The sequence below is a fragment of the Microcoleus sp. B3-A4 genome (genome assembly GCF_036705385.1).
In the GTDB taxonomy this organism is placed as follows: Bacteria; Cyanobacteriota; Cyanobacteriia; order Cyanobacteriales; family Microcoleaceae; genus Microcoleus.
Genome location: NZ_JAUBUI010000005.1, coordinates 146,753 through 166,589 on the forward strand (window position 1 = coordinate 146,753; position 19,837 = coordinate 166,589).

Below are 19,837 nucleotides of genomic sequence, written 5' to 3' on the forward strand. Positions count from 1 at the left end.
ATCGTGTTCGGTTGATTGACCGCAATCTGACTGTCGGGGCGGGTTTAGGCTCGTCTCAGGCTTAGATTATCGATAATGGGTGAACCCGCCCATACAATAATTATGGTTAATTTACCGGACAGGATAAGACTTTTCTTGATGACGAGCATACTCTTCGCATTTTTGCCACACCACAAAGTTTATTCAATCGCGCCACAAAGCAATCCCGCCCAACAAACCGCTCACATTGGGTACTATTTTAGCCTGAGCCGGTAAATCAAAAACAATCTTTTTAGTATTGCCACCGCCGATGTAAATGCGATCGCAGTTAAAGAGATTTTGCAGAGAGGTGAGCGCTTTTTCCAGACGGCGATTCCATCTTTTGGAACCGACTGCATCTAATGCCGATCGCCCTAATTGCTGTTCGTAAGTTTCCCCTTTGCGAAACGGGTGATGTCCTAACTCTAGATTTGGCACCAAGATACCATCGACAAATAAGGCAGAACCGAAACCGGTGCCAAGGGTAATTACTAATTCTACCCCCGTCCCAGCAATTGCTCCCAATCCTTGAATATCCGCATCGTTAGCCACTCGCACAGGTTTGCCCAAGCGATCTTTGAGGGTAGTTTCTAGGTCAAAATCTATCCAAGAGGGATCTAAATTCACTGCGGTTTTGATGACGCCTAGACGCACGACGCCTGGGAAACCGACGGATACTCGGTCAAATTCCCCTTGTCCGCTGGCTAAAGAGGCGATCGCCTCTAGTACGGGTTCAGGTTTCGGTGGTTGAGGCGTTTCTAAACGGCTGCGTTCCGTTTGGGGTTGGCCTTCATTATCCAAAACCATAACTTTGATGCCACTTCCGCCAATGTCAACGGCTAAGGTGCGAGTCGATCGATCTTGTTCAGTCATTTGATTGTTGAGACTTGCAAGTGGGTAAATTTTTAATTTTTGAATTGGCAAAACTTTTGAATCGCTTCCCACATTTCCGCTAGGACATTTCCCAAAGAATGATCGTCTTCTAATTCGATTAATTGCACCCAGGGACGGTTAGCGGCAAAATTTCTGCTAGCTTGAATCGGTATTATTGTATCATGCTTGCCGTGAAGAATTAACGTAGGCACTGAACGCATTAATTTTTGTTCAGGGTATTGAGCCATATCTGCCAAAAACTGATAATTCAGTGGCAGATAACGCTGTTCGCCGTAGTGATAAACGGGCAGATATTTCTCCGACTGCCACTTTTCTAACTGTTGCTGTCCCAACAGCGGCAGCCAGTGGGAGATAAAGTCAAAAGCCGGTGCTAACAAAACTATTTGCTTTACAGACAATTGTCGCTGGGCCACCCAAGCCGCTGTCAGTCCCCCAAAACTCGACCCAATTATGGTGATTCCCCCGATATTTTTTACTTTTTCTGTGGGAGATTGAGAGGCTTCGGTTGGCAAAAAGTCTGTTTCTATTTGGTTTAATTGGCGGGTGAGAGTGAGCCCAGAAAAATCGTTTTGATTGAGATCGGGAGTTGTTAGGTCAATCCCTAGATCTGAAAAGCGGTCTCGAAAATATTTTGCCTTAAGGGAATCGGGACTTGAAGCAAATCCGTGTAAATAAATGTAATTATACTCGTTCTGTAGATTCATCCAGAAAAATTTATGAGACTTCCCAACTAATTATTTTAACTTAATATGACTTATTAACTAAAAAACTTAAGATACTCCATTAAATAAAATATATAGGGATATTCCGAATAGTTCAAGGATTGGTAGCAAGTTGACTTCTGTGCTTTTAGAGTGTTTATAGCAAACTAAAGCACTCCCATAAAATAGAAACTTGCTTCGCTTTTAGACTACTTTATCGAAGAGATAAAGCAATCGCATTAATTACAGACAAGCTTCGTTTATCGATGCCTGCCTTTATGGATTTCTACCTGCTTACAATGAATCGCAGAGTGCGTACTGGGCACCCTGCGATTCACTCAAAACTACTCGTCAATTACTGTGCTTTTTGACCGTTTTGCATCCGGTTTTTAGCAGTTTGTCGGCGCTGCTGCATCAGTTGAGCTAATTGGCTGCGCTGTTCGGCTGTGAGCACTTCTCGCATTGCGAGTGTACTTTCAAATTGCACCTCTTCCAACTGCTGCCTCAATCCGATTATTTGACGGTGTTTTTCGCGCATTTCACTGGCATTTGCCGTGCCGGACATCATCGTTTCCAATTCTTGTCTCGCTTGGCGGACTGCTTGCATCCGCTGGGAAACTTGGTCTTTGTAGCGATCGCGCACTGCCTGCATTTGCTGCTTTTGTTCTGCGCTTAAATTAAGTTTCTCGAACATCCCACCTTCCCTGCCAGCGGGTCGATTGGGACGCTGGTTTTGTGAAATTGTTTCCGGTTCTAGGGGATTGGGAACTGCTATTGCTGCGGCTGTGCTGCCGAGAGTCAGCATTAAAACGGCTAGGGCAGATATACGACGAATTGACATGAAAATTACCTCTTTGATATTACTTATTTGTGGGCGGTTCAGTGTCATTACCAGGGCTGACAGTCAACCAGCCTGTTTGCGAGCGATCGGTCATACTTTCTTGCGGAGAATCATGGAGGACACCCTCCCAGTTAGTAACTAAAAATGCTTCTAACTTAGCTGTTTCATCATCTGGCAATTGTGCAGTCTCAAACGGACGGTAGCCAGACCAAAGAACTAGCAGACCAGCAGCAATCGCAGACGACACAGCCCACTTAGAAACAGATGATATTTTTAACCTGTCATTAGACTTAGCTGAGGCACTTTCTCGCGTTTTTTTGCGGTGGGTTTCATGGAAAACAATCGCCTGATTAGTTTCGATGGCTGCTAGAATTTTTTGCTCTAAATCTGGTACAGCTTCAGGAATATTGGGGCGATGTCGCTTCAAGAAATTAACTAACTCTTGGTCGCTGCTTGGGTTATTCATAGCTCGCTGACACCTTCTTTTTGCAAAAATTGCCGCACAGCATTTCGGGCATAAAACACGCGAGATTTGACGGTTCCCGCAGGCAGTCCCAAAATTTGGGCTACTTCTTTTTGCGGGATGTCTTCTAAGTCGTGCAGCACCAAAACGCTGCGGTGTTCAAAGCTCAATTGCTCCAGTCCCCGTTGCACTAAATCTTGATAGTGCAACTGCATCAAGTCTGAGGTGTTATCTTTGAGAATAACCCGATCCATTGTTTCTTGATTTTTGAGTTGGGAGTCAAAAGAATGCTGTTTAGCAAATGCTTGTCTTTGGTCGGAAGCCACATTCCAAGTGATTCGATAAAGCCAAGTAGAAAAGTTTTCCTGGTGCTTGAGTTTGGGCAATCCTTTCCAGACTCGCAGGAATACTTCTTGTGCTAAATCGTCAAGAAGCGACGGGCCGCAGAGTTGATAAAGGGTTGACCTGACTTTGTGTTGGTAGCGTTGGTAAAGGTAGCGAAAGCAAGTGCGATCGCCCTTTAGACACTCAGCAACTAAGTCCGAGTCGGAACAGTCATCGGTTAAAACATTGGCTGACACAGCTAACACCTGTGAAGTCTCCCCCACCAGTTCGTTATCTGAAGTGTTTAGACAGGGCGATCGCAAAAAAGGTTCAAAGGATTTAAAATTTTTTTTCGACGAGGCCGCAGGTAAGGAAACGGCACTGCCGTGTCCTAATTTTTCCTGTAATTAACGGGTTCCGAGGTGTAAACCTGGGAACCCAGATCCAGAGTCCCAGCCTTGGTTGAGAAAATGGACGCTCTGACTCGCCCCAGAAGCGTTACTTTTACAAGTGATTTAGAAAAGCTATGTATAGCGGTTATCAATTAAGGGAGGTACAAGTTTAGATTGAATAATTGAATAATTGGGGAATTTACGAATCAATTAAAAAGTCCTCAATACCCCAATTTAAAATCTAAATCTGTACATCATCTACCTGAGAAAAGCTATAGTAGACTTACCGCTTTTATTAACCTGAGAGTTTGAGGCGATCGCCTGCCTGCGATATTGCTCGATCCAGGATTGAATTGCCAATTTAAATTCAGCTTTTTGTGCGTCTTGAATTCCTTCTGGATCGAAGCGATCGCAATAATGAATTTCAATCAACAATGCTAACTCTTCGAGACAATATAATTCCGGTTTTTCTTTCTTTAACCTCTCGATCCAATTTTTAAAAGACTCGGAAGGAGGGCGAATCAATCCAGACTCATTTAACGCCTGTTCGATTAAATAAAATTCCGATTTCGGACTCAACGAATCTTTGTTATAAATAGCTTTTAGCCAGCTTTGTTTCTTAGATAAAAGGCGTACATTTTTCTTAAAATTAGGATTACACCTCCCAAAAAATATTAATGCCAGCAGGATGACTCCCCCATACTTCAATCCATTGCTACCTGATAAATATCGCAACCCCAGCACAATTTTGTAACTCAATAGCGACCATAAATCAGAGATAAATGCCCCTGGGGGAGCAGCAGCATCCTCCATGCTTTCCCAATCAGAAGGCGTAGGATCAAAAGCTTGCCATTTTCCCGCGATATAAGCCAAAGTCCAAGCATGAGCATGGCGACTTCTTACAATATATTGGTTCTCCAAAGAACTAAATTCGTGAACTGAATATCCAACTGCATAGCGGGCTGGAATACCGAGTTTTCTCAGGAGAAGTGTCGCAGCAGTAGCAAAATATTCACAATGTCCAGAGCGAGTGTTCAGTAAAAATGTTGATAGAGGCGTAGCATCATTATCTTTGCCCCTAAGCTTCAGTGAATAAACGAAATTTTTTAGGAAAAACCACTCTATTTTATCTAATATTTCTGGTGGCGACTTTCCTTGAGTATCCATTTGACTGAGGATTTTATTCAGTGCCGGCATTTCTGATTTTGGTATTTGCAGGTCGTATTCTGTCGGCGGGCTATCTACAGAAAAATTATTATTAAAGTAGCTTCGATAAGCCAGCATATCAACTTTTCCCACCACTTTTATTGTGCCATATTTATTCTTTTCCATCTGACTGACAGGCAATGCTTCAATTTTAAAAGTTCCATCGGGCAGCTTTAATAAACCTTGGTTGCCTTGGAGTCTAGCCGAAATAGTAATCGTTGATGGATTCGGTAGTTGGTCGCCTAAATCCCAAGTTGTGCCATTAGTCTTTGGTTGTACGGGAACAAAGTTAGGATTTAAGGCGAGCCAAAGTGAAGAGTTGTAGCGATTATAAGTGGCTTCTCTTAGCAGTCGGGGAGGAGTCTGTTTAGCTTCTGGAGCCACTCTAAAAATAATTTCATTTGACTGTTTTAATAATCCCACTGACCCGATGTTCGTTTGTTTTTTCAAAAAATCTGTTTCTTGAGAATTCCCATTACTAAGCCATGAGATTGCTTGCTGTTCTACTGCTAGGTGAAGTTGGTGCAGGCCCATCTGCCCTATAAATCCTATACTGCCAGCAATTAACATCAGACCAACCCAGAGAAGAGATGAAAATCTTTTCGTTCTCACCGACCACAAAGCAATAGCGGTTAATGCAAATATCCCAGCATAAAAAGATATCTCTCTACTATTCGTCGCACTAGCGGATAGCAGACAACAGATAAAATATGGATAATTTAGATTCACCATCAAGGGGTTAAGTGGTGCTTTTTTTGTGGCTTTGTTTAGCCACAAAAACATTAGGCGTATATCCAAACTTTCCTTGACAGAATATACCTGAGCAGCTACCAGTGGAAACAATACACCAGGAAGCCACTGCAACAAATTATATATCAAGTAAATAGAGCGGTTGGCGACCAGGAGATAAACCAGCAAACAGCACAAAAAAATCAGGCATAAATTAGCAATGCGCCTAAAATCACTAGCTGAAAAATCCCACCGATAAGGCAACCAGTTAGCTGCCTCTAAAATCAGAGCCATTGGCAAAGCAAAAAACCATAGTCCCGTCTGCCAGCCCCAAAAAATTACACTAACACCCAAAAGAAAGACTGGCATTTTCATAATTTCATTAACTCCTCTTGTATTTGACCTAGCTTTAAAATATGGCAGCTTGTTAAGTCATCTTTAATCAACTCTAAGTTTAAGCTATCTAATTGAGCGTCTCGCTCTGTTAAAATTAAAACTAAGGTATGAATACCGCGACTTCTCAGATAATTTACTAATGTTTTTCTAGGTTCGTCCCAACACAAAAATATACAAATACAACCGCTCAGCAGAGAGATTTTCTCCATCAAAACGGAGGTGAGCGAGTCAAAAACTTTATCCTGACAGGCACCGACGGAGGCGAGAATTTCTAGCATTTTATCAGTAGAGTTCAGCCCTCTACCAAAGGTAAAACAATAAGCTTCTTGAACGACGAACATCAAATCCAATAAGGATTCTTGAGTCTGAACTTCATAGGATAATGAAGCAGCAATTGAAATTGCTTCTTCTAAAATTTCACTATATTTTACACTTTGAAATGTATCCAAAATTAGGGCGTGCCTCACAAAAAATTCATCCTGTTCTTCTTTGACCATTGGCTTACCTGCTTTTGCCCAACTTTTCCAGTGAATTTTGCGTAGCGGATCTCCCGGTCGATAATCCCGCAGAGACCTAAATTCCTCGGAATCTCCTACGGATGAAGCTAATGTTACGCCACCTGATTGATATCTTCTTGAGCCAGGAAGCTGAATTGGTGGTAAATGATATAGTTTGGGTAAAATTAACATAGATTGGGGCAAGGAATTTGTTTTACAAGCATTCCAAATTCCAAAAGGATCAGAGCGAGTAACTGTTAGACCACTGAGGCGGACAACACCTCTGCAGGATGGCGTAATTTCACCTACTACTTCTGTTTTGCTATTGGGTGGAAGAGGAGGCAATTCTATGACCTTAGCTGTGGCGCATTGTTTTCTAGAAATCAGCCACAGCCAACGATAATAGCCGAAGTATTTATCCAATGAAGTGCGCTGTTCTTCACCGGGTTCAGGTGTTTCTATAAATTCTTGAAAGCTTGGGTATGTGTCGGCAAAATTTTCCCACAATTTCAGGTTATTTTGACTCTGGCTAGTTTTGTTATGAATGAGTATACGGTATTTTAAAGTGACTCCAACAGTTGCAAACTTTGGCAACAACCGTACTGCATTGAAGCGGAAGCGAAAAAATTTACTAAAAATTATGGCTATTCCTATAATTGACAACAGGAAAGTAAAGATTTGATAAGTCACAGTCTGATTAGTATCTAATCCTAAAATTCCCGCTAAAAGGGTGCAGCTAAGCACTGCTAACCCATTGGTGGTCAATCGCTTCTTTCGCGAGCGATTTACACGCGCACAGAAGCGAAAAATAGCGTAGAAAAAACGTTTCATTTTTTAGGCTGGTACAGGAATAGATTTGATAATTTCTTCAACAACACCTGGGGCCATTCTGCCAGAAAAACGCGCTTGAGGTTCCATTACTAGGCGATGAGCGATGACTGATACCGCCTGTTCTTGAATATGTTCTGGCGTAACAAACTCATAGCCATCGAACAAAGCTAATGCTTGAGCAACTTTCATTAAAGCTATGGAAGCTCTGGGGCTCGCTCCTAGTTGTACCCCTTCGGCTGAGCGAGTTGCATTCACGATATCTACGAGGTAACGTTTCAACTCTTCACTAATTCTAATTTGCCTTACCTGCTGTTTTAAGCTAATTAAATCCTCTAAATTAACGCAGGTTTGAAGTGTATCAATAGGATGTTGATGGATTTGATCTCCGAGCAGGTTAACTTCGTCTTCTGGCGAGATGTATCCTAGACTAAATTGAACTGCAAAGCGATCCATTTGGGCTTCAGGAAGTGGATAAGTGCCACGAGATTCTACTGGATTTTGAGTAGCAATAACAAAAAATGGGTCTTTAAGTTTGTGCAAATTTCCGTCAATGCTGACTTGAAATTCTGCCATTGCTTCTAGGAGGGCAGATTGGGTTCGCGGTGATGACCGATTGATTTCGTCAGCCAAGACAATATTAGCAAAAATAGGCCCTTCGTGGAAATGGAACGTGCGTTGATTGGGGTCAAGCATGGATATGCCCAAGATATCGGATGGCAAAAGATCAGGTGTAAATTGAATGCGTTTAAAGGTGACATCGACAGATAAGGCTAGGGCTTTAGCTAGGGTAGTTTTACCTGTACCGGGATAATCTTCTAGGAGGACGTGCCCGCCACTCACAAAGGCTGACAGCAATTTCCTGATTGCTGCTGATTGCCCTTTCACCACTTTTTGAATGTTGTTGGAAATCCTCTGATAAATTTCTCTGCCCGACTGAGCGTGATTTTCTGTAATTGCTTTATCCATTATTTATTCTGTTCGTAGCGTTCGGTTAATGTCCCGCTGATTGGCTTCGATCGATTTAACTATTTACAGCATTTTTCCAATATGTATAAGTTTTTAAACCAATAGTTTTTTGATTTTCATTATATATCTCATCCAAACACCTGAAAAGAGCTAAAGCGTAATTTTTCAATCCCAACTCTGTCAAACTTGTGAGAATCCTAGTCAGTCGCAGGTAGTTGTGATTAAATTGTTCAATCCACTCTCTTTTTCTTGACAAATATTCCTGGGATTTCGCAATTACAATTTCTGCGTTTTCCCCTTCGCGGCATTCCAGCCCGTAAAATGCCAGCATGACTTTTAGAGATTTGACTAAGCGATTTCTCAACTCTTCACTGGTTCTAAAAGCTTGAATAACCTGATCATTTAAAATAGGAGCACTGGAATTAAAGCGGCTCTTTTCTCTCAGGGGAAACAGCCATTGAATGTAATTGTGCACGGATTCCAGCTTCTGGTAATCCCACGACCAAATATCCTCGATCGCCCGACCTTGTGAATCAGCCTGCTGACCGAGATAGAATGCTAAAATTTTGTTTTGTTTGGTTGAATTACTCATTAGTTTCTTCACGGGCGGGCAGGATGCCCACCCCACAATAAAATTTAATTTTTCTGTGGAACAGGCATCCTGCCTGTTCTGGAAAATGGTGCAATATCTGAATTTTAAGCGACTTTAGGCTGCTTCGCCAGGGGTTTAAACCCCTGGCTGCTTCGCCCGCTTTACCGCAGAGTCACAAACTCTTCAGCAGTCGATGGGTGAATGCCAATAGTCGCGTCGAAGTCTTTCTTCGTAGCTCCCATATTAACCGCGATCGCCATTCCTTGAATAATCTCGCCGGCGTCTTTCCCAACCATGTGCACGCCCAAAACTCTGTCAGTATTAGTCTCAACGATTAACTTGACAAAAGTTTTCTCATCTGCACCTGTCAAAGCGTGAAACATCGGCCGGAACTTGGCTGTGTAGCACTTAATTGAGTCGGGGAACTTTGCTCTAGCCTGCACTTCGTTTAAGCCGACTGTACCCGCTTCCGGCTGGGAAAATACCGCCGACGGCACATTTTCGTAATTGATTGCTCTGGGATTGTGGCCAAACTCAGTATCTGCAAACGCGCGTCCTTCGGCGATCGCAATTGGCGTTAAATTGATGCGGTTGGTGCAATCTCCCACTGCAAAAATGTGCGGCTGACTGGTGCGGCTGTCTTTGGTAACTGCGATCGCACCTTTATCTGTTTCTACTCCCGCATTTTCTAAACCCAATTTGTCTAAATTAGGCTGACGCCCGGTAGCGCACAACAGCGCGTCTACTATTAGCGTTCCTTCGGATGTTCCAGACAGAGTTAATTTTAAGCCTTCTGGGGTTTTCTCAATGTGGTTGATTGAGCTTTCGGTCAAAATGTTTATTCCGTGCTTAATCATTCCTTCTTGCACGTTAGTGCGAATTTCTGTGTCAAATTCGTTCAAAATTAAGTCACGGCGGATGATTTGAGTTACTTGGCTTCCCAACCCGTTCATAATGCAAGCAAATTCGACGCCGATGTAGCCTCCTCCCCAAATTGCCAACCGTTTTGGCTGCTCTTTTAGGAGGAAGATTTCGCGAGAGGTAATCGCGTGTTCAATGCCGACAATTGGGACTCTTTGCGCTTCTCCGCCGACTGCAACTAAGATTTTGGCTGCGGTAAATTTTTTGTCGCCAACTTCGACGGTGTGGGGATCAATAAATTTCGCGTATCCTGAGATTAATTCGACTCCGGCTTTTTCGAGGAAGCTGATATGCAGTTTGCTCAGCCGCCGCACTTCTGTGTCTACCGTGGTGACGAGTTTTTCCCAGTCGAAACTGCTTTCTACTGGACTCCAACCGTAGCCCACCGCATCTTCGTAAAGGTGCGAAAATGTTGAGGCGTACACCATGAGTTTTTTGGGGACACAGCCGCGAATTACGCAGGTTCCGCCTACTAAGTCATTTTCGGCGATCGCCACTTTTGCGCCGTAGGATGCTGCTCGCTTGGAACTCGCCAATCCGCCGGAACCCGCACCTATCACAAACAAGTCGTAGTCGTATGTCATAATTGTCTGTACCTTCTTATCGCCCACTTACCAATTTTACGCTTTACTTTTCTTAATGATATCTCAAAAAATTTTTGTTTTTTTTGGGGAGCCACTACTTTACTGTTTGCGATTGATATGGTATTATTAAATAATAGGATATTATACGTTAATTTTAAAATTACTCACACTTCCATTATTAGATTATAACACAAGCGATCGACCAGAAACATATAAAAATATAACTATTTTCTAGCCGCCGCCACAAATAAAAGAGCTAATTGTCTATCGCTCGTTATAGCCGAGTCGAACTCCCGTAAATCCCTGTAAAAAAGCGCGACTTTGATGCTCTTCCCGATTTTTAAGGGGTAGTAGAGGAGAACAATCACGCGGGATCAAGGCTAATCGCAGTGCAGCGATAGAAAACTGATACTTCCCTAACCTATTGGGGCAATCACGGGAGATTACCCTACAGTTTTTGATAATTTCATCAATCCTTGATAATTGCTATATTATAAACATAAATTAATTCTCGGGCTAGCTTTATGATCGATTGGCTTTTGCTCTGGGGAGTGACGCAAGGAGTCGGCATTCTCGTTCAACCCATCTTAGAAGACTTGATCAAAGACGGCGCGAAGGATTTTGCTAAAGATTTTTTTAAAGATTCCCTGAAAAACGTCTTATTAGGCGAAAAAGACCCGCGAAAAGTCGCAGCGGGCAAAGCGCTCAAAAAGTTTTTGGAGTTGGTGGAACAGCAGTTGAAAATTGGCGGACTTTCCCCAGAGCAAAGAAAGCTGTATATTAAAGATGTTAAACAGTTTATCAATAACAAGTCTGTTAAGGAAATTTTGGGCAAGGCTTTTGAGAGCGAGCGCGAATCTCTCGATGCAGAACTTCTCGAACAAACCTGGACTCAACTAAATTTAGCTTCTTTACCAGCAAGATTTAAGTGGCAAACCATCGCCACTCAGTATCTGGCAGAAGTTCAAGAAATTCTCTTTGACTCAAAAGACTTGCGCGATATCTTGAATGCTCAAAATCTGGATAGCATTCAGAAAAATACTCAAGAAACGGCGGGGATTATCCCAGAATTTGACTTGAGGCAATATCAAGAAGCTCTGTGCGAGCGTTACAGCAATCTCAATTTAAGCAGCGTCGATCCCAATACCTACGATTATCGCGAAAAGCTGAAGGTTTGGCAAATCTTTATTTTCCAAGATGTGCGATCGATTTACGAATCATTTCTGCCCCAAGCTTACGAAATTCCTAAAGAACATCAACGGCGGCTGCAAGACAGCAATCAATTAGACGCGATCGATCTAGAAAATTTAGAGAAATATCGGCGCGGTTATTTTTCTCAGCCGATCGTATCCGTGTTAGATGTTATCAATGACAAGCAAAAGTATCCCTACATTGTTATTTTAGGCGATCCGGGTTCTGGCAAGTCTACTCTGTTACAATGTTTAGCATTAAACTGGGCGCGATCGCCCTTAAATAGCGTGACATCTCTGCCGATTCCGCTGCTAATAGAATTGCGGACTTACATTCGCAGCGGGGAATCAGGAGATTGCAAGAATTTCCTCGAATTTTTCCATCAAAGTCCCGGTTCAATTTGTCATTTGAATCAGCATCAATTGCAGGAACAGCTTAAAGCAGGCGACGCTGTGGTGATGTTCGACGGGTTAGATGAAATTTTCGATCCCGGGAAACGAGAAGATGTAATTACAGCGATTCATCGGTTTACCAATGAGTATCCGCGCGTGCGAGTGATTGTCACGTCTCGGATTATTGGTTACAAACCTCAACGGTTGCAAGATGCAGAGTTTCATCACTTTATTCTCCAAGATTTGAATGCGGAACAAATTCAGGATTTTGTTCACCGCTGGCACGAATTAACTTTTACTGATGCTGTGGAAAAATCGCGGATTAGTGAGCGCATGGAAAGAGCATTAGCGTATTCATCAACGATTAGAGATTTAGCGGGTAATCCGTTATTGTTAACGATTATGGCGATTTTAAATCGCGGGCAAGAATTGCCGAGAGACAGGGCGGAACTTTACAATCATGCTTCGCGGGTATTGCTTTATCAATGGGATGTGGAAAGGTCTTTAGTAGAGGATAGCAGGCTCGATCCGAAAACTATTGATGCTAAAGATAAGCAAGAAATGCTGCGGCGAGTCGCTTACAAAATGCAAGCAGCACCTGAAGGGTTGGCTGGCAATATTATTAGTGCGGAAGATTTGGAGAATACCCTGACAGCATATCTGAAGAATAAAGATTTCGATCGACCCAGAGTAGGGGCGAAATTAATCATTAATCAACTGCGAACCCGCAACTTTATTTTATGCTTTTTGGGCGCGGATAGTTACGGATTTGTGCATCGAACTTTTTTGGAATATTTCTGTGCGTCGGAGGTTGTGGAAAGGTTGTATAAGACACCAGAAATTTTACTGGAGGAGTTAAAAACCGAGGTTTTTGGCAAGCACTGGGATAATGAATCTTGGCAGGAAGTTTTGTGCTTGATTGCGGGATTGATTCCTGGAAACTTGACCGGAAAGTTGATTGAGTCTTTGATTGAGCAGGATGGGGAAGGGCAAAAGTTCCGCAATCTGTTTTTGGCGGCGAAGTGTTTGAATGAGGTGAGAGAGAGAAAAGAGATTGCTGCGGTTGAGACTCAATTGCTTGAACGCTTAAAAGAGTTAACCAAGTACGACCTCAATTACTATTATCAGCCTTATGGAGAAGAAGCTAATCTAGTTAAGGCAATTCGTACTCAAGCAGTAAGTGCGATCGCCTTTACTTGGAAAGATGACGCGGAAACCTTACCTTGGCTCAAACAACGCGCTCAATCTGATGATAAGGGGGATGTGCGATATGCAGCAGTTAAAGAATTAGCACGGGGGTGGAAAGATGACGCGGAAACCTTACCTTGGCTAAAATTAAGTGCTCAATCTGATGATAACTGGGTAGTGCGAGGTGCAGCCGTCCAAGAATTAGCAAACGGCTGGAAAGATGACCCCGAAACTTTACCGATACTCAAACAACTCGCTCAACATCATGATGATTATAGGGTGCAACAAGCAGCACTCCAAGAATTAGCGCGCGGCTGGAAAGATGACCCAGAAACCTTGCCTTTGCTCAAACAAATTGCTCAAGCTGATGATATTTTTTATGTGCGACAAGTAGCAGTTGAAGAATTAGCACACGGGTGGAAAGATGACCCAGCAACCTTATGTTTGATAAAACATATAGCTCAATCTGGTCATGATTTTTTTGTGCAATCGACAGCAGTCAGAGAATTAGCACAAGGGTGGAAAGATGACCCCGAAACTTTACCTATACTCAAACAACTAGCTCAATCTGATAATAATAGCGATGTGCAATATGCAGCCGTCCAAGAATTAGCAGGGGGGTGGAAAGATGACCCCGAAACCCTATCTATCCTCAAACAACTGGCTCAATTTGATGATGATTTGCAGGTGCGACACACAGCAATTCTAGAATTAGCACGCGGGTGGAAGCACCATCCTGAAATCTTAGCTATTCTCAAAGAACGTGTTCAATGTGATGAGGATTTTTTGGTACGACAATTAGTAGTCCAAGAATTAGCACGCAGGTGGAAAAATGACCCGGAAACCTTACCTATCCTCAAACAACACGCCCAATATGACGATAATGGGGATGTGCGTTCTTCAGCAGTCCAAGAAATAGCCTGGGGGTGGAAAGATGACCCGGAAACCTTACCTTGGCTCAAACAACTGGCTCAATCTGATGAGAATTGGGATGTGCGCTATTCAGCAATTCAAGAATTAGCAGGGGGGTGGAAAGATGACCAGAAAACATTTGAATTATTGTGTGATATTGCTATCAATCATCCTTTTGAACGCCAGTCCAGCTTCCAAGATAATCCCAGACGAACAGCACTTGAAATCATGGTCAAGCAATACTGCGATCGCCCAAAAACTTTAGAAATACTTCGCGATCGATTTGCTAACGATCCAGATGAACAAGTCCGCCAGTTTGCCCAGAAAAAGTTGACCCAATTAGAGAAGCTGTGAAAGAAACACAAAAAGCAGAAAGAAAATAGGACTGTAGCCACTAATATCTCCAAAGCTTATGCAGAAACAGTTGAATTTTTGGCGACGGCCACACTCCCCACAGCATTATCAACTTTCCACTCTCCGAGGAAGCAAAAAAGCATATCACCGACCTAATTTATGCCCACAATAATCAAGGCTTGACCCGCGCTGGAAAAAGCAAATTAGATAACTATCTAGTGCTACAACATCAGATGACTCTCATCAAACAACTCACAAACACGTCGTTAAAGATTTAGTTTTTTTATATCTCGTCAATTAGCGTCCAAACGATCGCCACTCCAGTCGCGAAAACCGAGAAGAAGTGTTAACTTAGTAGTTAGTTGTGTCGATCGCACAGAAAAAAAATGCCTGAACTACAAACCGATACATACCAAGACCTCGACCCGCAAGTCCTCTCAAAGCCCGTTGTTGTCGGTCTGGAAGAGGTAACAAAAGTTTACGGGATTGGCGACCTGGAAGTTCGCGCCTTAAACGGCGTCAGCTTGACCGTAAGACAAGGAGAATATTGCTCGATTATGGGCGCATCGGGTTCCGGCAAATCTACAGCTATGAATATTATCGGCTGTCTCGATCGACCTACGAGCGGCAGTTACTACTTAGACGGCGTAGATGTCGCCCAAATGCCCGAAGAAGAATTAGCGGGAATTCGTAATTTAAAATTGGGGTTTGTATTCCAACAATTTCACCTGTTGCCTCAATTGACAGCATTAGAAAATGTCATGTTACCGATGGTATATGCCGGCATTCCCGCCGCAGAAAGACGTGAACGGGGAGTAGATGCTTTAACGAAAGTAGGCCTGGAAAGCCGGCTGCAAAACAGACCGAATCAACTATCAGGAGGACAGCAGCAGCGCGTAGCCATTGCCAGGGCTATTGTCAACCGTCCCGTGTTGTTGCTGGCTGATGAACCTACAGGTGCATTGGATACAAAAACTACTCAAGAAGTAATGGATATTTTTACAGAATTCAACGAAAGCGGCATGACTGTTGTTATGGTAACGCACGAGCCCGAAGTAGCGCGCCAAACTCGCCGCGTTGTCTGGTTCCGCGACGGTCAAGTTATTCACAATAATCTCAACCCGGAAGAACTTTCACAGGCTGTATTTTAGTAGAATAGTCCGCGAAAAGCGAAAAGAAAATTGGGCGATTGAAATCGCTTGTAGACAAACGAAGTCCGCCTACGCGGACTGAAGAATCAAGAGAGTATTACTTCTATCCAAGAGGGCTTTAGCTATTAGCAGGGGTTTTCAACCCCTGGCGGACTAATAGACAAAACGCCAGATATCTCCTTAATGAAAAGCACTGGGAAAAGCTTCCCAAACTCGATCGACAAAATCTCTAAGTTGCCGAGATGCGATCGCACCATCCTTTTTCTCAGAGTCCAGAGACTGCAACTGAGTCAACAGCGAAATTACCTCGGTATCCAGTGCCGCCCGAAACAAACTCCCCGGCCACAGCAAATCAGCACCATCCCGCAAGTCGGATAAAGTGTAGTCTTCCGACCATTGCGCCGATAAATCCTTCCCCGACAGTAATACAACTAACATTAAAGGGCGCACCCAACAAACTTGACGTGCCTCAACCACTTGGATCACCTCTGAATGCAGGCACGCATCTCCACATTCTAAACTGACAATTTGACCCGGCTTAAAGTTCAAAGCACAATCCATTAATGCTCACACTTAATACAGACAAGACAAAGCAGCGAAATAAGTGCTGTATCTCTCGACAGCACCCGAAAACATTATATCATAATTCCTTCTTCTTTCTTCCTTCTTCCTTCTTCCTGACATCCGTTACATCCGTTACATCCGAAGAAAGCGAATCCGTTGCCGAACTTCCTTCTTCTTCTCAACTTTCATCAAGCTTTTTAAGATCCATTTCGAGCTGGGCTGTCAACAATCGTGCTTCTTTTTTACCACCGCCACCATTAGCATAATCCGCCACGCAAATCGGAGAACCGATCGCAATTTTTACCTGACAACCCCATCGAGGAATGCGCGGGCGATAGCGGATACTCATCGGTACAATTTTTACCCCCAAACCCGGTTTGCTCAACTCTGCTTGCATTGCCAAGCGAGCCAATCCCGGCTTAATCGGATGAACTTCGCCATCCTGAAAAATACCGCCTTCGGGAAAAATCACCAACATTTCCTTGTCGAGGAGTAGTTCCACCCCATAACGGAGACTGCCAATTGCCGGATGCTTGAGATCCACAGGAAACCCTCCCAAATTTCTGATGAACCAACCTTGCAGTCCTTTCACTTCATCAGCAGTTACCATAAACCGCAAATCGCGTCCAGTCACCTTCTGTCCAGTTGAATAGGGCATCATCAGGGCATCCCACCGGGATCTGTGCGTAGGGGCTAAGATGACAGGCCCGTCTTTCGGCAAGTGCTCCTGTCCGGTTATCTCAATCTTGCCAAAATGAAACGGTAGGACAACATAGTGACCTAGCGGATAGAGCAAGGAGGTTAACCAAGGAGAAACGCGAGAGGTATTAGATGCTACCTTGGCAGGCATTGGCTTCACTAGAGATGATTTACTGGACTCAACGGCGATCGTGGCGGTGTGGGGCATAGCAATTAAGCTGCTTTATCGAGATCTCAAGTCTAAAGTAAGTGATTGGACAAATCTTTAGTTTTTGGGTCGGGACAGTTTTGCTATTGGCCTTGTACCGATCGAGTGATCGCGCCCGCAAGAGATAATCTCTAACAGGTAAAACCTCAGCCAACCGGACAGCACTAATACAAAGTAGTGGGCCGCCTGGAAAGCTCGATCGGGCAATTACGGATCTATTATTCCAGCTAAAGGGTCAAGTTCGATTAAACATCGCCCAGAAGAGAGTAAAAAATTTTACCTGTTAATTTTTCCGGCGTGTTTCAAACCAGGAAATCAACTGATCGCGGCAAACAGACTCCATAATACCGCCGAGCACCTCCAAGCGGTGACACGAATGCGCGCTGTCTGGAATATTAGCCGCAGTCCGAATCGTGCCAGTTTTCGGGTCATCTGCTCCGTATACCAGCAGACCAATCCGAGCTTGGACGATCGCACCAGCGCACATCGGGCAAGGCTCTAGCGTTACGTAGAGCGTGCATTGGTTAAGATGCCAGTCTTGCAAAACTTGACCGGCCGCCCGCAAAGCCAAGATTTCAGCGTGAGCAGTCGGATCGCAGTCTCGCTCTCGCCGATTTTGCGCTTCGGCAATCAATTTGCCAGTACCGTCAACAATGGCAGCACCGACGGGTACTTCACCCGCATCACCGGCTGCTTGTGCCAGTTCCACAGCCCTAGCCATCCAGCGTTTGTGAATAAAATAAGTAGTATCACTAATAGACAATGGCTCAGTTTTAGAATTCACGTCATACCTACGTAACACAAAAACTTAAGATCGAGAAAGAAAGTTACATTACAGCTTAATAGAAAGTCATTTTTAATTATGGACACCACCAGGATAACCACTGAAATTGTTGAGCTGTTGTGCCGCATTAGCCGACAAAAGCTGCGCGAACAAGATATCACTCCTTTGGTAGTGTTTGTGACTGCTCTGATTTCCATCCTGCGCGGAGTGATGATTATTGACAGGACGATCGCAGTTGAAGAAGAAGAACGGCTGCAAAAGACTCTCAAAGCCTTTGCCAGCGGCGACCGCGATCGGGTAGAACTAATTCAGCGCCTTGTCAAAGGAGTATCCAAACAGCAGGTTTACTTCAACCCCACGGAATTGCTAACCCTGACAGCTTTCTTCTCAGAATCAGAAAAACTGTTGCTTATCGGTTCCGGCTACGAAATGTCAGCGGCCGACGGACACATCGATATGCGGGAGCAAATGTACTTACAGTCGATCGCAAATCGGCTCGGCCTCGACTCCAGACACATTGCAGTCCTAGAAACTTTATTTACTAAAGAAGGAACCCTCGACTCACAAGCTTTTGCCGAAGTTCAAGCTTTACTCGATCCCAGCGAATTCGAGTCCCGCGATCCGGTATTTGGCAAAGCAGCAAAGCACTTGCTGAGTATTTTACTCCGCAAATAATCCAGCGCATATAAATTTTGGGGCAGTAAAAGTAGTGAGAGGAATTCGAGGATTTGACGGTGTGTCCATTTGAGATGGGACTTGGGCGCTCTTACCCTCAAAAACCGGGTTGTTTAACCCCTACCAAGAGCCTTGCACGGCGTATGTTCGTAAAAAACCTGGTTTCGGCCTAACTCCCGCTTTATTTTTTTTTGCAAGAGTCGATCGACCCTTGTATCCCATTGAACCGAATGCCTCTAAAATCTAAAAGCGACTCGTCGCTGCCTTGATTGACTCAGCTCAATCTCAAATCTCAAATTGATTGATTATGCAAATTGAATGGCAAACCGCCAAAACCTACGAAGACATTCTCTATCACAAAAGCGGCGGCACCGCCAAAATTACCATCAATCGACCTCACAAACGCAACGCTTTCCGTCCCAAAACCGTGCAGGAACTATGCGATGCCTTTACAGATGCCCGTGAAGACACAAAAATCGGCGTTGTCCTTTTCACCGGTGCGGGGCCTCATACAGACGGCAAATACGCCTTTTGCGCCGGCGGCGATCAAAGCGTGCGGGGTGCGGCGGGATATGTAGACGAAGGTGGCATACCCCGCTTGAACGTGCTCGACTTGCAGAAGTTGATTCGCTCGATGCCCAAAGTTGTAATTGCTTTAGTTGCAGGTTACGCAATTGGAGGGGGTCACGTTCTGCACTTAATTTGCGACTTGACGATCGCTGCTGACAATGCTATTTTCGGACAGACCGGCCCCAAAGTCGGCAGTTTCGACGGTGGTTTCGGAGCTAGCTATCTCGCCCGAGTCGTCGGCCAGAAAAAAGCCCGAGAAATTTGGTTTTTGTGTCGCCAGTACAGCGCGCAGCAAGCCCTAGAAATGGGTTTAGTCAACTGCGTCGTGCCCGTCGAACAACTAGAACTAGAAGGGATTCAGTGGGCTGCAGAAATTCTCGAAAAAAGTCCGATCGCGATTCGCTGCTTGAAATCCGCTTTTAATGCCGACTGCGACGGTCAAGCCGGTTTGCAAGAACTGGCTGGAAATGCCACTTTGTTGTACTATATGACGCAGGAAGGCGCCGAAGGCAAACAAGCCTTTTTGGAAAAACGGCAACCTGATTTTAGTCAATATCCTTGGCTGCCATAGCTGGATGGAGAAATCAGTTTTTTTTATGCGCTCATATTAAAGTAGATGCTGCTGATTTTTATGAGTTAGTAAAGCCAAATGCACCCGATCGTCCAAAAGTGTCAGTATTGATACCCGTTCCCAAAAAGAATGAAACGGTTTTGTCATATCCAAACCATGATAATGATCAGTGATTCCCCAATCGAAAATCGAAAATCGTATGACCTATCCTGCTGCCGACTAA

General features: G+C 44.1%; 17 protein-coding genes. 4 read left to right on the plus strand and 13 right to left on the minus strand.

Annotated elements, in window-relative coordinates:
- Positions 1–183 precede the first annotated feature (183 nt).
- The 10 genes from QUB33_RS04515 to gor all read right to left on the minus strand — a co-directional run bounded on the left by QUB33_RS04515 (position 184) and on the right by gor (position 10,355).
- Positions 184–891, minus strand: a complete 708-nt coding sequence (locus tag QUB33_RS04515; RefSeq protein ID WP_333347809.1) for an ROK family protein — start codon at positions 889–891, stop codon at positions 184–186.
- 32 nt (positions 892–923) lie between these two features.
- Positions 924–1,616, minus strand: a complete 693-nt coding sequence (locus QUB33_RS04520) for a YqiA/YcfP family alpha/beta fold hydrolase (RefSeq protein WP_333347811.1) — start codon at positions 1,614–1,616, stop codon at positions 924–926.
- 352 nt (positions 1,617–1,968) lie between these two features.
- Positions 1,969–2,454, minus strand: coding sequence for a Spy/CpxP family protein refolding chaperone (locus QUB33_RS04525; RefSeq protein ID WP_333347814.1), 486 nt, complete (start codon positions 2,452–2,454; stop codon positions 1,969–1,971).
- A gap of 19 nt (positions 2,455–2,473) precedes the next feature.
- Positions 2,474–2,920: a hypothetical protein gene (locus QUB33_RS04530; RefSeq protein WP_333347817.1), complete on the minus strand. Its 447-nt coding sequence runs from the start codon at positions 2,918–2,920 to the stop codon at positions 2,474–2,476.
- On the minus strand, positions 2,917–3,507 hold the full coding sequence (locus QUB33_RS04535; RefSeq protein ID WP_333347820.1) for a sigma-70 family RNA polymerase sigma factor: 591 nt from the start codon (positions 3,505–3,507) through the stop codon (positions 2,917–2,919). The genes QUB33_RS04530 and QUB33_RS04535 overlap by 4 nt, the downstream gene beginning before the upstream one ends.
- 384 nt (positions 3,508–3,891) lie before the next feature.
- Positions 3,892–5,937, minus strand: coding sequence for a transglutaminase domain-containing protein (locus tag QUB33_RS04540; protein ID WP_333347823.1), 2,046 nt, complete (start codon positions 5,935–5,937; stop codon positions 3,892–3,894).
- Positions 5,938–5,939: 2 nt separating this feature from the next.
- The gene (locus QUB33_RS04545; RefSeq protein WP_333347826.1) at positions 5,940–7,292 is read right to left on the minus strand and encodes a DUF58 domain-containing protein; all 1,353 of its coding nucleotides are present in this window, start codon (positions 7,290–7,292) and stop codon (positions 5,940–5,942) included.
- Positions 7,293–7,295: 3 nt separating this feature from the next.
- A complete protein-coding gene (locus tag QUB33_RS04550; RefSeq protein ID WP_333347829.1) occupies positions 7,296–8,258 on the minus strand; it encodes a MoxR family ATPase in 963 nt (320 codons plus the stop codon).
- Between the two features lie 55 nt (positions 8,259–8,313).
- The gene (locus QUB33_RS04555; protein ID WP_333347833.1) at positions 8,314–8,850 is read right to left on the minus strand and encodes an opioid growth factor receptor-related protein; all 537 of its coding nucleotides are present in this window, start codon (positions 8,848–8,850) and stop codon (positions 8,314–8,316) included.
- Between the two features lie 161 nt (positions 8,851–9,011).
- A complete protein-coding gene (gor, locus tag QUB33_RS04560) occupies positions 9,012–10,355 on the minus strand; it encodes a glutathione-disulfide reductase (protein WP_333347836.1) in 1,344 nt (447 codons plus the stop codon).
- A gap of 524 nt (positions 10,356–10,879) precedes the next feature.
- On the opposite strand from gor, the gene QUB33_RS04565 reads away from it, so the two are divergent.
- Complete coding sequence (locus QUB33_RS04565) at positions 10,880–14,392, plus strand: HEAT repeat domain-containing protein (protein WP_333347839.1); 3,513 nt, start codon at positions 10,880–10,882, stop codon at positions 14,390–14,392.
- Positions 14,393–14,778: 386 nt separating this feature from the next.
- On the plus strand, positions 14,779–15,543 hold the full coding sequence (locus QUB33_RS04570) for an ABC transporter ATP-binding protein (protein WP_333347842.1): 765 nt from the start codon (positions 14,779–14,781) through the stop codon (positions 15,541–15,543).
- Positions 15,544–15,723: 180 nt separating this feature from the next.
- Here QUB33_RS04570 and QUB33_RS04575 read toward each other — a convergent pair whose 3' ends face one another.
- From QUB33_RS04575 to tadA, 3 genes are all read right to left on the minus strand, one after another.
- A complete protein-coding gene (locus QUB33_RS04575) occupies positions 15,724–16,104 on the minus strand; it encodes a hypothetical protein (protein ID WP_333347845.1) in 381 nt (126 codons plus the stop codon).
- Between the two features lie 181 nt (positions 16,105–16,285).
- A complete protein-coding gene (locus QUB33_RS04580) occupies positions 16,286–17,014 on the minus strand; it encodes a lysophospholipid acyltransferase family protein (protein ID WP_333347848.1) in 729 nt (242 codons plus the stop codon).
- Between the two features lie 283 nt (positions 17,015–17,297).
- Positions 17,298–17,798, minus strand: coding sequence for a tRNA adenosine(34) deaminase TadA (gene tadA, locus QUB33_RS04585; RefSeq protein WP_333347851.1), 501 nt, complete (start codon positions 17,796–17,798; stop codon positions 17,298–17,300).
- Positions 17,799–17,876: 78 nt separating this feature from the next.
- Here tadA and QUB33_RS04590 point away from each other — a divergent pair, with 78 nt between their 5' ends.
- Complete coding sequence (locus QUB33_RS04590) at positions 17,877–18,473, plus strand: TerB family tellurite resistance protein (protein ID WP_006635931.1); 597 nt, start codon at positions 17,877–17,879, stop codon at positions 18,471–18,473.
- 307 nt (positions 18,474–18,780) lie between these two features.
- Positions 18,781–19,614, plus strand: coding sequence for a 1,4-dihydroxy-2-naphthoyl-CoA synthase (menB, locus tag QUB33_RS04595; RefSeq protein WP_006635932.1), 834 nt, complete (start codon positions 18,781–18,783; stop codon positions 19,612–19,614).
- Positions 19,615–19,837: the final 223 nt, after the last annotated feature.

What these genes read in the sequence shown, in the direction of transcription:
- QUB33_RS04580 (WP_333347848.1), bottom strand. Translation starts at nt 17,014, where the DNA reads ATGCCCCACACCGCCACGATCGCCGTTGAGTCCAGTAAATCATCTCTA.
- QUB33_RS04525 (WP_333347814.1), bottom strand. Translation starts at nt 2,454, where the DNA reads ATGTCAATTCGTCGTATATCTGCCCTAGCCGTTTTAATGCTGACTCTC.
- QUB33_RS04515 (WP_333347809.1), bottom strand. Translation starts at nt 891, where the DNA reads ATGACTGAACAAGATCGATCGACTCGCACCTTAGCCGTTGACATTGGC.
- QUB33_RS04590 (WP_006635931.1), top strand. Translation starts at nt 17,877, where the DNA reads ATGGACACCACCAGGATAACCACTGAAATTGTTGAGCTGTTGTGCCGC.
- QUB33_RS04550 (WP_333347829.1), bottom strand. Translation starts at nt 8,258, where the DNA reads ATGGATAAAGCAATTACAGAAAATCACGCTCAGTCGGGCAGAGAAATT.
- QUB33_RS04520 (WP_333347811.1), bottom strand. Translation starts at nt 1,616, where the DNA reads ATGAATCTACAGAACGAGTATAATTACATTTATTTACACGGATTTGCT.
- QUB33_RS04540 (WP_333347823.1), bottom strand. Translation starts at nt 5,937, where the DNA reads ATGCCAGTCTTTCTTTTGGGTGTTAGTGTAATTTTTTGGGGCTGGCAG.
- QUB33_RS04570 (WP_333347842.1), top strand. Translation starts at nt 14,779, where the DNA reads ATGCCTGAACTACAAACCGATACATACCAAGACCTCGACCCGCAAGTC.
- QUB33_RS04555 (WP_333347833.1), bottom strand. Translation starts at nt 8,850, where the DNA reads ATGAGTAATTCAACCAAACAAAACAAAATTTTAGCATTCTATCTCGGT.
- QUB33_RS04575 (WP_333347845.1), bottom strand. Translation starts at nt 16,104, where the DNA reads ATGGATTGTGCTTTGAACTTTAAGCCGGGTCAAATTGTCAGTTTAGAA.
- QUB33_RS04545 (WP_333347826.1), bottom strand. Translation starts at nt 7,292, where the DNA reads ATGAAACGTTTTTTCTACGCTATTTTTCGCTTCTGTGCGCGTGTAAAT.
- menB (WP_006635932.1), top strand. Translation starts at nt 18,781, where the DNA reads ATGCAAATTGAATGGCAAACCGCCAAAACCTACGAAGACATTCTCTAT.
- QUB33_RS04530 (WP_333347817.1), bottom strand. Translation starts at nt 2,920, where the DNA reads ATGAATAACCCAAGCAGCGACCAAGAGTTAGTTAATTTCTTGAAGCGA.
- gor (WP_333347836.1), bottom strand. Translation starts at nt 10,355, where the DNA reads ATGACATACGACTACGACTTGTTTGTGATAGGTGCGGGTTCCGGCGGA.
- QUB33_RS04565 (WP_333347839.1), top strand. Translation starts at nt 10,880, where the DNA reads ATGATCGATTGGCTTTTGCTCTGGGGAGTGACGCAAGGAGTCGGCATT.